Annotated in this window: 13 protein-coding genes; 7 read left to right on the top strand and 6 right to left on the bottom strand. The window is 70.1% G+C overall.

Annotated elements, in window-relative coordinates:
* Positions 1–215: 215 nt before the first annotated feature.
* From STH_RS10630 to STH_RS10620, 3 genes are all read right to left on the bottom strand, one after another.
* Positions 216–866, bottom strand: coding sequence for a YczE/YyaS/YitT family protein (locus STH_RS10630; protein WP_050742235.1), 651 nt, complete (start codon positions 864–866; stop codon positions 216–218).
* Between the two features lie 98 nt (positions 867–964).
* Complete coding sequence (locus STH_RS10625; protein ID WP_011196243.1) at positions 965–1,237, bottom strand: hypothetical protein; 273 nt, start codon at positions 1,235–1,237, stop codon at positions 965–967.
* Positions 1,238–1,319: 82 nt separating this feature from the next.
* The gene (locus STH_RS10620) at positions 1,320–2,216 is read right to left on the bottom strand and encodes a LysR family transcriptional regulator (protein ID WP_043713908.1); all 897 of its coding nucleotides are present in this window, start codon (positions 2,214–2,216) and stop codon (positions 1,320–1,322) included.
* A gap of 99 nt (positions 2,217–2,315) precedes the next feature.
* Here STH_RS10620 and leuC point away from each other — a divergent pair, with 99 nt between their 5' ends.
* From leuC to STH_RS17320, 3 genes are all read left to right on the top strand, one after another.
* Positions 2,316–3,740 carry a 3-isopropylmalate dehydratase large subunit gene (leuC, locus tag STH_RS10615; protein WP_242654531.1) on the top strand — a complete coding sequence of 475 codons (1,425 nt, stop codon included), beginning with the start codon at positions 2,316–2,318 and terminating at the stop codon, positions 3,738–3,740.
* Positions 3,737–4,348: a 3-isopropylmalate dehydratase small subunit gene (gene leuD, locus STH_RS10610; protein WP_043713907.1), complete on the top strand. Its 612-nt coding sequence runs from the start codon at positions 3,737–3,739 to the stop codon at positions 4,346–4,348. Before leuC ends, leuD begins: the two co-directional genes overlap by 4 nt.
* A 403-nt stretch (positions 4,349–4,751) precedes the next feature.
* Positions 4,752–5,369 carry a hypothetical protein gene (locus STH_RS17320; protein WP_148205559.1) on the top strand — a complete coding sequence of 206 codons (618 nt, stop codon included), beginning with the start codon at positions 4,752–4,754 and terminating at the stop codon, positions 5,367–5,369.
* A 49-nt stretch (positions 5,370–5,418) separates the two neighbouring features.
* Here STH_RS17320 and STH_RS17315 read toward each other — a convergent pair whose 3' ends face one another.
* Entirely contained in the window at positions 5,419–6,255 is an 837-nt protein-coding gene (locus STH_RS17315; RefSeq protein WP_050742234.1) for an RNA polymerase sigma factor, read from the bottom strand.
* Between the two features lie 196 nt (positions 6,256–6,451).
* Here STH_RS17315 and STH_RS10595 point away from each other — a divergent pair, with 196 nt between their 5' ends.
* The gene (locus tag STH_RS10595; RefSeq protein WP_043713906.1) at positions 6,452–7,177 is read left to right on the top strand and encodes a VOC family protein; all 726 of its coding nucleotides are present in this window, start codon (positions 6,452–6,454) and stop codon (positions 7,175–7,177) included.
* A 151-nt stretch (positions 7,178–7,328) separates the two neighbouring features.
* Here the strand turns inward: STH_RS10595 and STH_RS10590 are convergent, their stop codons facing one another.
* Positions 7,329–7,745 carry an EamA family transporter gene (locus tag STH_RS10590; RefSeq protein WP_011196236.1) on the bottom strand — a complete coding sequence of 139 codons (417 nt, stop codon included), beginning with the start codon at positions 7,743–7,745 and terminating at the stop codon, positions 7,329–7,331.
* 40 nt (positions 7,746–7,785) lie between these two features.
* Complete coding sequence (locus STH_RS10585; protein WP_158506932.1) at positions 7,786–8,655, bottom strand: DMT family transporter; 870 nt, start codon at positions 8,653–8,655, stop codon at positions 7,786–7,788.
* A gap of 318 nt (positions 8,656–8,973) precedes the next feature.
* Here STH_RS10585 and STH_RS10580 point away from each other — a divergent pair, with 318 nt between their 5' ends.
* From STH_RS10580 to STH_RS10570, 3 genes are read left to right on the top strand one after another with little or no spacing between them, the layout of a single operon-like run.
* The gene (locus STH_RS10580) at positions 8,974–11,247 is read left to right on the top strand and encodes a DUF4350 domain-containing protein (protein ID WP_148205557.1); all 2,274 of its coding nucleotides are present in this window, start codon (positions 8,974–8,976) and stop codon (positions 11,245–11,247) included.
* The gene (locus STH_RS10575) at positions 11,247–12,185 is read left to right on the top strand and encodes an ABC transporter ATP-binding protein (RefSeq protein ID WP_043713904.1); all 939 of its coding nucleotides are present in this window, start codon (positions 11,247–11,249) and stop codon (positions 12,183–12,185) included. The genes STH_RS10580 and STH_RS10575 overlap by 1 nt, the downstream gene beginning before the upstream one ends.
* Entirely contained in the window at positions 12,182–13,042 is an 861-nt protein-coding gene (locus STH_RS10570; RefSeq protein ID WP_050742233.1) for an ABC transporter permease, read from the top strand. Before STH_RS10575 ends, STH_RS10570 begins: the two co-directional genes overlap by 4 nt.
* The last annotated feature ends 66 nt before the right edge of the window (positions 13,043–13,108 follow it).

Here is a 13,108-nt window from a genome sequence, read left to right as displayed (position 1 = left end):
CGATCGGTGCCTGCAGTAGGGGTCCTGATATGAGCACCTGGCAACAATTCTACCATATACCGCCGGTCAGGATGAGCCTCGAGCGCAGGAGGTGGTGCGCGGCGGGTGACTTCGCCACACACCAAGATTGTCCGCGACGCGGCGGCATCGCGCACAGGAAGATTCTTGGCGCACCCGGCCGCCGCCGGCCGGCCCCGCCTGGGCGAGCCGCGGCCTCACTGCCGAGCCGTCGCCGACCGCAGGGGCACCGGCCGCACGATGCCGTGCAGCGGCCGCAGCCGGGCCAGCAGGCTGGCCAGGTGGAAGCCCAGCTGCACGGAGGGGCCGAGGCCTACAGCCACCGCCACCGTGCCCGCGCCCAGAGGACCGCCCAGCCACCAGCCGATCAGCGAGACCATCACGTCGAGCCCGTTCTTCACGATCGCGACGGGCAGCCCCAGCTTGCGCGTGAGCCCGATCATCAGGGAGTCCCGGGGGCCGGCGCCCAGGTCGGCGCTGGCGTAGAAGGCGGTGCCGATGCCCGAGACCACGATGCCCGCAACCAGCATCAGCCAGCGGCCGGGGAGGGTCGCAGGAGCGGCCAGCCTTTCCAGCAGGAACTGGGTGATCGGTCCGAGGGAGAGCATGTTGAGGACCATGCCCAGGTTGGGGCGCATGCCGAGCAACACGTCCACCAGGATGACGAACGCGCCCGTTATCTGCACCACCCGCCCCAGCGGGATTCCGGTCTGACCGGTGAGTCCGAGATGGAGGATATCCCAGGGGCTGGCGCCCAGCCCCTGGGCGATCACCAGCGCGTACCCCAGGCCCGTGATCACCAGCCCCACGTAGTACCAGAGCAACCTCAGCACGAGATGGCGTTGCATCGCGCATACCCCTCCCCTGCCGTATTTAGCGAAAGACCCCGGCCACCCTCAGGCCGGGGTCTTGCTCTATCATACACCATCTAGTACAGAATAGTAAATCACGCCTCGCTTTCGCGCCATGCAGGCCGCCGCACCCACGCCGTGAGCCGGACCCGGAACCGGGAATCCGGTCGCTCGTGCCGGAACCAGATGACGGCGAGGCCGGCCGCGGTCACCGCCGACCAGACCATCCCCGCGATGCCCACGTAGGGCAGCACGGCCAGCGGCCCTAACTGATACAGCAGGGGGACGGCCCACACCGCCAGAGCGGCGGCGATGATGTACGCGCAATCGGTGCAGATCAGCATCCAACGCTGGTAGCTCTTGCTCATGTCCTCGCCTCCCCCGGGGCGCTTTCACTTGTAGAGACGAACGAGAGGCCGTCCAGGTTTCAGGTATTCGTTGGAAATTCGGCTAATAAGGCCAAAGTTCTGATGCAAGTTTGAGGAAGGCCTGGGCGGAGCGGGGCAGCGGGCGGTCCCGCCGCCAGGCCAGCGCCAGGGTGCGTGTCAGCGGTGCGCCGGCGAGGGGGACGAAGACCGGCGACGGCCGAAGGCTGCGGTCTGCGGCCATCTGAGGCACCAGCGTCACCCCCAGCCCGGCGGCGACCATCGCCTGCAGCGTCTCGATCTGCGCCGATTCAAAGGCGATCTGCGGTGAAAAGCCGGCGGCTTGGCACGCGGCCAGGACCAGGTCACGGAAGCCGTAGCCGGGCTTCATGATCAGAAAGGGCTCCCCGGCCACGGCGGACAGCGGAATGGCGGGGTGCGGCGGCCCGTCCGCCGCGAGGGGGTGGTCCGGCGGCAACGCCAGCAGGATCGGCTCGGTGAGGAGCGGCTGCCAGTCCAGCTCGTCGCTGCCCACCGGCAGCGTGGTCAGCGTCAGGTCCGTCTCGTCCGCCAGGGCCAGCTCGGTCAGCCGCTGGGTCGGCTCCTCCCGCAAGGTGATCTGCACCCCCGGATACCGCTGCCGGTAGGCGGTGATCGCCCGGGGAAGCAGGCGCGAGCCGGTCACGGGCAGGCTGCCCAGCACCAGCCGTCCACTGCGCAGGCCGATCCGCTCTTCCACGGCCGCCCCGGCTGCCTCCACTTGCCGCAGGATCGCCTCCGCATGGGGCAGGAGCGCCTCGCCGGCGTCTGTGAGCCGCACGGGCGTCCGGCTGCGGTCGAAGAGCAGCACGCCCAGCTCCTCTTCCAGCCGGCGGATCTGCTGGCTGAGCGAAGGCTGGGCGACCATGTGCTCCTGGGCGGCCCGGGTGAAGTTGCGGTGCCGGGCGACGGCGACGAAGTAGCGCAGGTGGTGCAGTTCCACACGAGCACCCCCATAGGTTAAACCTATCATCATCATAGTTATCATATGTTGGAGTTCTGGTGCAAGCTCCGGTTATATATGGGGCAAGGGGTGATCGGCATGAGCGGACGGACCTTGCTGGACAAGATCTGGGAGCGGCACGTGGTGCGCCGGGAGCCCGGGAAGCCGGACCTGCTGTACATCGATCTGCACCTGGTGCACGAGGTGACCTCTCCCCAGGCCTTCGAGGGGCTGCGCATGGCGGGGCGGAGGGTCCGGCGGCCGGACCTGACCATCGCCACCATGGACCACAACGTGCCCACCACCGACCGGTCGCTTCCCCTGACCGACGAGATCGCCGCGCGGCAGATGGCCGCCCTGGAGCGGAACTGCAGCGAGTTCGGGGTCAGGCTCTTTGACCTGTACAGCCCGTTTCAGGGCATCGTGCACGTCATCGGCCCGGAGCTGGGCCTCACCCAGCCGGGGCTGACCATCGTCTGCGGCGACAGCCACACCGCCACCCACGGCGCCTTCGGCGCCCTGGCCTTCGGCATCGGCACCAGCGAGGTAGAGCACGTCCTCGCCACGCAGTGTCTCTGGCAGCACAAGCCGAAGGTGATGGAGATCCGGGTGAACGGGAAGCTGCCGCCCGGGACGACGGCCAAGGACCTCATCCTGGGCATCATCGGCCAGATCGGCACCGACGGCGCCACCGGGTACGTGATCGAGTACACCGGCGAGGCGATCCGGTCGCTGTCGATGGAGGGCCGAATGACCGTCTGCAACATGTCCATCGAAGCCGGAGCCCGGGCGGGGATGATCGCCCCGGACGAGACCACCTTCGCCTATCTGAAAGGCCGGCCTCACGCCCCCCAGGGGGAGCTGTGGGAGGCGGCGGTGGCCGACTGGCGCACGCTGGCCTCAGACCCCGACGCCGTCTACGACCGGGTGGTGGAGTTCGACGCCGGACAGCTGGCGCCGGTCGTCTCGTGGGGTACCAACCCCGGGCAGGTGGTGCCGGTCACCGGCCGGATCCCGGATCCCCGGGACTTCGCCGACCCCGCCCAGCGCAAGGCGGCGGAGGCGGCCCTGGCCTACATGGACCTGGAGCCCGGTACCCCGATCCAGGACATCCGCATCGACCGGGTCTTCATCGGCTCCTGCACCAACGGGCGCATCGAGGACCTGCGGGCCGCCGCGGCGGTGGTGAAGGGGCGCAAGGTCGCCCCCGGGGTGCGGGCGATGGTCGTCCCCGGCTCCGGCCAGGTGAAGGCGCAGGCCGAGGCGGAGGGGCTGGACCAGATCTTCCGGGAGGCGGGCTTCGAGTGGCGGGAGGCCGGTTGCTCGATGTGCCTCGGGATGAATCCCGACATCCTGGCCCCCGGGGAACGGTGCGCATCTACCTCCAACCGCAACTTCGAGGGCAGGCAGGGCAAGGGCGGCCGGACGCACCTGGTCAGCCCGGCCATGGCGGCGGCCGCGGCCATCGCCGGCCACTTCGTCGACGTGCGTGAACTCCTGGCGGAAGGGGGTGCGGCCCGGTGAGGCCCTTCACACGGGAGACGGGGCTGGCGGTGCCGCTGGACCGGGTGAACGTGGACACCGACCAGATCATCCCCAAGCAGTTCCTGAAGCGCATCGAGCGGACCGGGTTCGGCCAGTTCCTGTTCCACGACTGGCGCTACCTGCCGGACGGCTCGCCCAATCCCGAGTTCGTGCTCAACCGGCCGCAGTACGCCGGCGCGACCATCCTGATCGCCGGCCGGAACTTCGGCTCGGGTTCGTCCCGGGAGCATGCCCCGTGGGCGCTCAGCGACTACGGCTTCCGCGCGATCATCGCGCCGTCGTTCGCGGATATCTTCTACAATAACTGTTTCCAGAACGGCCTCCTGCCGGTGGTGCTGCCCGAGGAGGCCGTGGCCGAGCTCATGCGGCGGGCGCAGGAGCCGGGGTATCGGCTCACGGTCGATCTGGAGCGGTGCGTGGTGGAGGACGATGCGGGCTTCCGGGTGGACTTCGCCATCGACGCGTTCCGGAGGCACCGGATGCTGCACGGGCTGGACGACATCGGCCTGACGCTGCAATATGAAGACGAGATTGCGGCGTACGAAGCCCGGCGCCCGGCGTGGCTGCCGACGACACCCGCACGGTAGGGTGCCGGTGCCGTTCGGGACGCCATCGTGCCCCGTGCCGGTTGGCTGGAGAGGGCGGAGGCGCCGGCCTCCGCCCTTCGTCGCGGCGCGGGCTGACCGCCAGGGCCGGGCAGCTTCGGAGGGGCTGTCCCGACTTGGGGACAGCCCCGCTTCATTGCTGTGGTCACGCGTCAGGCGATCTCCGCCGGGATGGACTCGCACAGGCGTCGCCGGATTGCCCCCTCGGCCTGCCGGATGATCTCCATCAGGTGGGCCCGCTGCTCCGCCCGGATCCAGGTTCACGGGTTGGCCGAATGGGGTCACCGGAACGGGGAGGCCAGCAGGAGGCGGGCCCTTCGGGAAACAATGGGACTGCCAGCGCCGTCCAACCAGTCGAACGTCGAAGTTGCAGGGGGGGTGCACCGTGAGACGCTGGTGTGCAGCTTGGGTGGCCGCGCTGACGACGGTGGTCCTGGCGGGGTGTGCGGCGACCGGCGCCGTCGCGGAGCGGCAGGCGGAGCAGAAGCAGGACGTGGCTGCGGAGCGGGTGGCGACCGACGGCGGCGGAGCGGCGCCCTTCCGGGATGGGCAGTCCGTCCTTGCGGAGGACCGGGAGGAAGGGCGGCCGTCAGAGGAGGAGTCGGGGCTCGACGGCGAGTCGGCCGTCCGGGCCGTGGTCGAGGAGTTCGGCCGCAGGCTGAAGTCCGTCTCCCTGTCGGCCCCGGACGAGGTGGTGGCCAGGAGCCTGCCGGAGCAGTACGGCGACCTGGTCTCGCCCGAGCTGTTGGAGCGCTGGCAGCACAACCCGTCCGGCGCGCCGGGGCGGGTGGTCTCCAGCCCCTGGCCGGATCACATCGAGATCCAGAGCGTCACCCTGCGGGCCGACGGCGCCTACGAAGTCGAAGGGTGGATCGTGGAGATGACGAGTGTGGAGTTGGTGAAGGGCGGTTACGCCGCCAAGCGGCCGGTTACCCTGGTGGTGGCGCGGACCGACGAGGGATGGCGGATCACCGACTTCGCGCTGGGTGAATACACGGCATGAATCGCCGGGGGCCGCACCCGTTGGGGTGCGGCCCCGTGCGCGAGCGACCTCAGTCGTTCCCCCGAATCAGCCGCTCCGGGACCGTGAGCAGCCGGGCGCTCATCCCGAGCAGGGCCAGCCCCGCCAGCGCATAGACCCCCTTGCTCAGGGCCAGCTCCTGCGCCGTGGCGTCGCTCAGGCCGGCGAAGGGGAGCCAGAGCTGGTAGACGGAGTCGTAGGGGCACCAGATCGTTGCGATGGCCAGGGTCACGAAGTAGACCGCCAGCCCCGCGGCCCATCCCGCAACCGGCGACCCGCTCAGGTGGTGGAACAGGTGGCATGCCCCGGAGAACAGGGCGCCCGTCACCAGCGAGGAGGCGAACACCCGCACCTCGCTCACGTCCCCGGCCCGGGCGCCGGCGAGCCAGATGAAGAGGCCGATCGCCAGTACGTAATAGGCGGCGGTAAGAAGCCAGCGCTGCAGGAACAGGCCGTGCAGCCCCCGGGGGGAGGCTCCCCACCGCTCATCCACCCGCTGATCCAGCAGCAGGACGGAGGCGGTCAGCCCCATCAGGATGAGCGGCCCCAGCACCTCCGCGCGCACGACCGCCCGGTCGAGGGGCAGGGCCGCGGCCCCCTGCCGGTAGGCGGCGCTCTTGCGCACGTCCCGCCACAGGTTGACGGCAATCCGGTAGATCCAGGGCTTCAGAGGCAGCGGGTACCGGTACTGGTCGGCGCGGGAGACCAGCCGGAAGAGGCACTCCTGTGCCAGGTCCTGTGCCAGGTGGTAGTCGTGGGAGAGCCGGTAGAAGTAGGCCACCAGCGGCCTGTGGTACCGGCGCACCAGCGGTTCCACCGCCGCCTGAGAGCCCTGTTGGAGCTGGCGGATCAGGTCCTCGTCGGTCATGGCCTCACCTGCCTTCATCAGGTGTTACGAGCCTGACGGGGGCTTCGTTTAACCATCGGTGCTTTCTTCGCCCTGCAGGGAATCCCCTGGCGCAGGGTTCGGGGGCGTCATGTGCACGGGAGCCTCACGGGTGCGTATCCTTTTGCCTCCGTACGGCGTGGTGGGAGGTGATGAGGAAAACGGGAGGATGGCGGCTGTGGCCCGGAAACCGGCAAAGGTGATCCCGGTCCGCAACCTGGCGGAGAGCCTGGCGTTCTACGTGGACACGCTGGGGTGTAAGTTGGTCGCCATTCACCCCGACGCGGCACATCTGGAAACCCCGGTGGGGCATGTGCTGCTCGCCGGCCCTGACGCGGGCGATGTCGGGCGGTACGCCGCGCCTTCGTACAAGGTGCTGAAGCCCGGCGCCGTGATCTATGTGTTCACTCCGGATATCGAGGAAACCGCTCGCCGGCTGCCGGGGGCCGCGCGCATCCGAACGGAATGGGGCGAGCGGAAGCTGGAACTTGCCGATCCCAACGGGTACACCATCAGCTACTGGACGGAGAGCGACCTGACCGATGGGCAGCTGCTGGCGCTTTTCGCCTCGGCCCCGGAAAGGCTGGAGGCAGCCCTGGCGGGGCTCCGCTACGCCATCGCCGAGCCCGGGCGGCTCTACCGGCCCAACGCGTACGACCCGGACGTGTGGGACGCGGGGCCCTGCTCGGACCGGCGGCCCGTGCAGCCCTCGGTGGCGCTCCTGCGGGCGGTGCACGGCCACCTGCTCCAGCTCATCGCGCACGTGCCCGGGGCGCTGGACCGGTACACGGTGAACGAGGCCGGAAGCCGGCAGACGGTCCGGCGGATGGTATGGATGCTGGGCGCGCACGCGGCCGGCCACGTGGAGCAGATCTGGATGACGCGGAGGGTGCACGGAATCTGACCGATTCCCGGACCTGGAACGCGTGCCGCCCGCAACGAGCTCTGCCCTTCCCACGTTGTAGTGGCTGAACGACCTGGGGACGCGCGAAGCCATCGAACCCCGGCAGAGGGTCTTCCGGTGGGTTCGATGGCTTCGTTTCCATCTGGCGGGCCTACTTCCCCAGCAGGAGGAACGTGCCGGCCACGACGAGCCCCCCGGCCAGCAGCGTCTTGGGCGTGAACGGCTCGCCGAGGATGAGGTAGGAGAGGATCAGCGTCAGCACGATGCTGGACTTGTCGATGGGGGCGACCTTGGACACGTCGCCCAGGGCGATGGCCTTGTAGTAGAAGAGCCACGAGAGCCCCGTGGCCAGGCCGGAGAGGATGAGGAAGGTCCAGTTGTGGCGGGTGAGCGACCTGATCGCGTGGTGTTCGCCGATGGCAAAGACGATGCCCCACGAGAGGAAGAGGATGACGGTGGTCCGGATGGCCGTGGCCAGGTTTGCATCGACACCCTTGATGCCGATCTTGGCCAGGATCGACGTGAGCGCGGCGAAGACCGCCGAGAGCACCGCGTACAGTTTCCACACCGTTGGCTTTCCTCCCGGACACGTGAGAGTCGCCGGCTCGTCAGTCCGGCTGCGCCCCGTACCGCACGAACAGCGCGATCCCCGCCATCAGCAGGATGCCGCCGACCACCGTCGCCCATCCGGGCGCCTCCCGGAACAGGATCCAGGCCAGTGCGGAGGCGATGACCGGTTCGCCCAGGGTGCACATCGAAACGGTCGCGGCGCTGACCCACCGAAGCGCCCAGTTGAACAGGTTGTGGCCGAGGATGGTGGGGATGACCGCCAGCGCCGCGAAGAGCGCCCATTCCCGCGGCGGGTATGGGGCCAGCGGGATCCCACGGGGCAGCATCATGAGCCACAGGAGCGCCGCCGCCAGGGCGTAGACCGCGGTGGTGTACAGCGTCGTCGACATCTTCTGCCGGGCGATCCGGCCGGCGATGGTGTAGCCCGACACCGTCACCGCGCCCAGGAAAGCCAGCAGGTCCCCGTACAGGGCGGATCCGCTTACCCGGAAGTCGCCCCAGCCCACGATCACGCCGCCCGCCACGCCGATGGCCACCGCGGCGAGGCCGATCCGGTTCGTCCGCTCCCCCAGCAGCCGCCAGCCCAGGGCGAGCACGATGAAGGGGCTCGAGGTGACCAGCACGGTGGAGCTGGCGACGGTGGTGAAGTTCAGGCTTTCGATCCAGACGTAGAAGTGCAGCGCCAGGCACACGGCGCTGCCGGCGAGGAGCAGCCAGTCCCGCCCGGTGAGCCGCCGGAGGGTCTCCCGCTCCCTGGCCAGCGCCGGGACCGCCAGCAGCGCGACCGAGATCGCGAGGCGGTAGAAGGAGAGCACGAGGGCGGGCGCGTCCGACAGCCGGATGAGGATCGCGGAGCATCCCACGGCCAGTACGGCGACGAGCAGGCCGAGCAGCGTGATCAGCGGCAACGGAACGATTCCCCCGTTCGGCGGCCCCCGGCCGTCGCCCGGAGCCCGGCTGCAGCGGAAAGGGCCGACGCTCCGGAAAATGACGGGGCCCGGGGGCGCGGTCTGTTCCCGGGGAACTTTGACCTGGAACCGGGCCACTCCTGCCGCCGTGCTCGGGCAGCCCTGCGCGGGCAGGCCTGCCGGCGGGACACAATGGGAACGGCACCCCTCCGCCCCGAGCGCCGCGGGGCCGGACGGGGACGGGCCCGAAACGACCCTCAGGGCACATTCGTCTGATGAATCAGCGAGTCCCGCACCATGCAACTAGGAGGAGAAGACGTGCGAAGGCTATGGCTGTGGGTGTTCCTGTTGTTGCTCCAGATAGCTTTCCCCGCGGCCGCGGCGGGCGTCAGCCTCACGGTCGACCCTGCGTTCCAGGGCCATTTCAAGGAGGGTGAGTGGGTCACCCTGTGGGTGGAGGTGCGGGGCGACGAGGAGGCCGCCTCCGGCGAGGTGGTGGTGCAGACCGAGGCGCCGCCCGTGTTCGGGCCTGTGTCCGGCACCCGGTATGCCGTGCCGTACAGCGTTTCCGCAGGCGAAGCGCAGCGGGTGGCGGTCAGCCTGCCGAACGAGTACAGCTGGCCCGTGAGCGTGAGCCTGTACGCGGACGGCGAGCTGGTCGATGTGCAGACGCCCGACCTGAGCTGGGAGCCCCGGTACACCCTGATGGTCGGCGTGCTCGCCGCCGACGACGACATCCTGAACACGCTGTCCGGGCTGCGGGGCGGCGATAACGTGCGCGTCGTCTCCCTGACGGCGGAGACCCTGCCCGACAGCCCGGGCCTTCTGAACAGCCTGGATCTGCTGGTGGTGGCCGGCTACGACACCGGCAGCCTGACGGCCCGGCAAGTACAGTCCCTGGAGGCCTGGGTGGACCGCGGGGGAACCCTGCTGCTGTTCGGCGGCCCGGAGGGCGAGCGCACTCTGGGGCCGCTGCCCGCCAGCCTGAAGCCCGTAAACGTCTCCGGGTCCGCGGAGGTCTCGCTGGCGCCGCTGGGCGACCTGTCCGGCGTGCCGCTGGAGGGCACGGCGGTCGTGAGCGCCGGCCCGCTGGCCCGGGGAACCGTCCTGGCGCGGGCCGGGGAGCCGGGCGGCGGCGGGGAACCCCCCGTGCTTGCCGCCGCGGCTCCGCTGGGCTCGGGACGGGTGGTGTACCTGGCCTACGATCCCGCGGGCGCACCCGTGGCCCGCTGGGCCGGTCAGACCGCCCTGCTGGACCGGCTGGTGGGGCTGTCGGCCGGGCGGCCGCCCGCCTTCGACACCGACTGGCGGGTGCAGTATGCGATTCAGCAGGTCCCTGACTGGGCGCTGCCCTCGGTCTGGACCGTGGTGCTGGTCCTGGGCGGCTATCTGGTGGCCGTGGGCCCGGTCAACTACCTGGTCCTGCGCCGCCTGGATCGCCGGGAATGGGGCTGGGTCACCGTTCCGCTCCTGTCGGTCATCTTCCTGGGAGCGGTCTACGGCATGGGCTCGGGCCGGTTCCAGGAGGGCATCACCCACGTGATGACCACCACCGAGCTGGTACCCGACAGCCGGACCGGGGTGATGACCGGGTACGTGGGGCTGTACGCGCCGGGGCGCTCCCGGCTCTCCCTGCCGCTCCCCGGCGCCGGGCTCGTTCGGCCGCTGACCACCGGCACGTTCGTGGGCGGAGTGGAGAGCCGCATCGTGGCCGGCGATCCGCTCACCCTCGAGCTGTCGGGGCTGACCAACTACAACATGACCGCCTTCGCGCTGGAGCAGCCGGTGACCGTCCCGGGCGGCCTGGAGCTGGTGGACGTGGAGGTGACCGAGTTCCTGGTGACCGGCCGGATCCGGAACACCCTGCCCGTTCCGGTGTCCGGGGTGGAGGTGGGCACCGCCTACGACGTGGTGTCGGTGGGGGACCTCGCCCCCGGCCAGACGTCCGAACCCTTCACGGCCGGGAGGAAGGCCAGGGTCGACTCCGGGCGGAAGGGGCCGATCCCGCTGCCCGGGACCGGCACTCCTGACCCCGACGCCGACCCGCGCCGGGAGCAGCTGCGGGCCTACGTCTGGGAGTCGGGGCAGGGCCGGCTGGGCTCGGGCGTGCTGGTGATGGGCTGGACCGAGGAGCCCCTGGCACAACCGCCGGTGCCCGACCTGGGCCGCCGGGTCACCGGGGCAAACCTGGTCTATGGCTTCCAGCCGCTGCCCGCTCCGGCCGACGGCGACCTGCCCGCGGGCGTCGTCCTGGGCCGGCCGGTGGATTCCGAACGGGTGCAGCTGATCGGCCAGAACGTGTACTACGCACCCCCGGGGAGCCATCGGTTTGTCCTGTCGCTGCCCGTGCTGGATCCCGGGCAGGTGGCTGAGGTGACGGTGGATCTGCAGGCGCCGGTGCGGGAGGCCGTGATGTCGGTGTACGTCCGCAACCAGCGCACCGGGGAGTGGGAGCTCCTTGCAGGACAGCGCGCAACGCTGGTCGACTGGCAGGACTACGTGCTTCCCGGCGGGGTGATGGAGCTCCGGTACGACCTGTCCGTCGAGGCCGAGTTCCTGGCGCCCACGGTGGCCGTGAAGGGGGTGCGCTGATGCTCAGGGTAGAAGGACTGGCCAAGCGCTTCGGCGATGTGGAGGCGGTGAGGGACGTCAGTTTCACCGTGGAGCCCGGGGCCATCTATGGCTTCGTCGGCCCCAACGGCGCCGGCAAGACCACCACGATGAAGATCATCGCGACCCTCCTCAGGCCCGACGCCGGAAGCGTGTTCATCGGGGACACCGATGCGCTGAAGCGGCCCGGGGAGGCGCGCACACGGCTGGGCTACATGCCCGACTTCTTCGGGGTGTATGACAACCTTAAGGTCGACGAGTATATGCAGTTCTACGCTGACTGCTACGATGTGCCCACCGACGGGCGGGACCGGCTGATCGGTTCGCTGTTGGGGCTGGTCGGCCTCGCCGACAAGCGGGGGGCCTACGTCGACACCCTGTCCCGGGGTATGAAGCAGCGGCTCTGCCTGGCCCGCTCCCTGGTGCACGACCCCGACGTCCTGATCCTCGACGAGCCGGCCTCCGGGCTGGATCCCCGCAACCGGGTGGAGATGCGGGAGATCCTCCTGGAACTGAGTCGCCGGGGAAAGACGATCCTGATCTCGTCGCACATCCTGGCCGAGCTGGCGGAGATGTGCACCCACATCGGGATCATCCACGCCGGGCGGATGGTGGCCTCGGGGCCCGTGGAGCAGATCCTGCGGGAGGCCGGCGCCCGGGTGATCGAGGTGCGGATCGCCGGCGCCCCGGCGGACGACGGTTCGGCGCGGGCGGCGGAGCTGGCCCGGGCGGTGCCGGGCGTGCGCAGCGTCTCCGTGGACGACGGGGCCCTGCGGGTGGCGCTGGACGGCGACGACCAGGCGGCGGCGGAGCTGCTGGCCCGACTCGTGCAGGCCGGACTCCCGGTGGCGCACTTTGCCGAGGTCAAGTCGAAGCTGGAGGACGTCTTCATGGCGATCACGGGGGGTGAGGAGCAGTGAGCGGATGGACCGGCTTCGTGCGCAACCCGGTTTTCCTCCGGGAGGTGCGGGTGCGGATGCGGGGCTGGCGGACCCCGGGGATTATCGTGCTCTACGTGGGGCTCCTGGGGCTGCTGGCGATCCTGATCTTCGCGGCCGCGATGCAGGGCAGCCGGCCCACGGGCTTCGCGCCCGAGGTGGGCGCCGTCATCTACGCGGCCCTCGCGATGTTCCAACTGGTGCTCCTCATCCTGGCCGTTCCCGGCCTGGCCGCCGGGGCGATCGCCGGGGAGCGGGAGCGGCAGACCCTGGACCTGCTGCTGGTCACCCGGCTCAGCGCGGCCCAGGTGGTGGTGGGCAAGCTGCTGGCGGCCACCGGTTTCGCCCTGCTGCTCATGTTCGCCTCGCTGCCGGTGTTCGGGCTGATCTTCCTCTTCGGCGGGTTCTCGCTCTCCCGGCTGGGGCTCTCGGCGGTCGTCTACGTGGTGACGGTGCTGCTGCTGGGAGCCGTCTCCCTCTACTTCAGCGCCCTCTATCGGCGCACCCAGACCGCCGTGGTCGCCGCCTACGGCGTCGTCACCACCTGGACCCTCCTGTCCCCGCTGTTCGGCGCGCTGACGTACCACGTGTTCTTCGACGAGCATCCGCCGCTCTGGGGGCTGATCTTCGCCTACACCAACCCCGCCTTCGGCCTGGCCGCGGCGGCCGGGCAGCCGCTGGAGACGATGACCCGGCTGTACTCGCCCATCCTCACCACCGACGCGGCCCGGGAAGCGATCTGGTGGAAGTACTGCCTGATCGCCCTGGGGTTGATCGCCCTGCTGCTCTGGCGTACGGTGCGGCGGGTCGACCCCGCTCGGGCTCCCGCCGGGCGCTGAGGGCAGGTACGGCGGCTTCCTGCTTGGCTGCAGGAAGCCGCCGTCTTCGCGTCCGCGGTCCCGGTC

Source organism: Symbiobacterium thermophilum IAM 14863 (assembly GCF_000009905.1).
Taxonomy (GTDB): domain Bacteria; phylum Bacillota; class Sulfobacillia; order Symbiobacteriales; family Symbiobacteriaceae; genus Symbiobacterium; species Symbiobacterium thermophilum.
This window is presented reverse-complemented; position numbering and strand designations above follow the sequence as displayed.

Excerpts from the sequence above, each read along its gene's own strand:
- STH_RS10625 (WP_011196243.1), bottom strand. The coding sequence starts at position 1,237 with ATGAGCAAGAGCTACCAGCGTTGGATGCTGATCTGCACCGATTGCGCG.
- leuC (WP_242654531.1), top strand. The coding sequence starts at position 2,316 with ATGAGCGGACGGACCTTGCTGGACAAGATCTGGGAGCGGCACGTGGTG.
- STH_RS10575 (WP_043713904.1), top strand. The coding sequence starts at position 11,247 with ATGCTCAGGGTAGAAGGACTGGCCAAGCGCTTCGGCGATGTGGAGGCG.
- STH_RS17315 (WP_050742234.1), bottom strand. The coding sequence starts at position 6,255 with ATGACCGACGAGGACCTGATCCGCCAGCTCCAACAGGGCTCTCAGGCG.
- STH_RS10630 (WP_050742235.1), bottom strand. The coding sequence starts at position 866 with ATGCAACGCCATCTCGTGCTGAGGTTGCTCTGGTACTACGTGGGGCTG.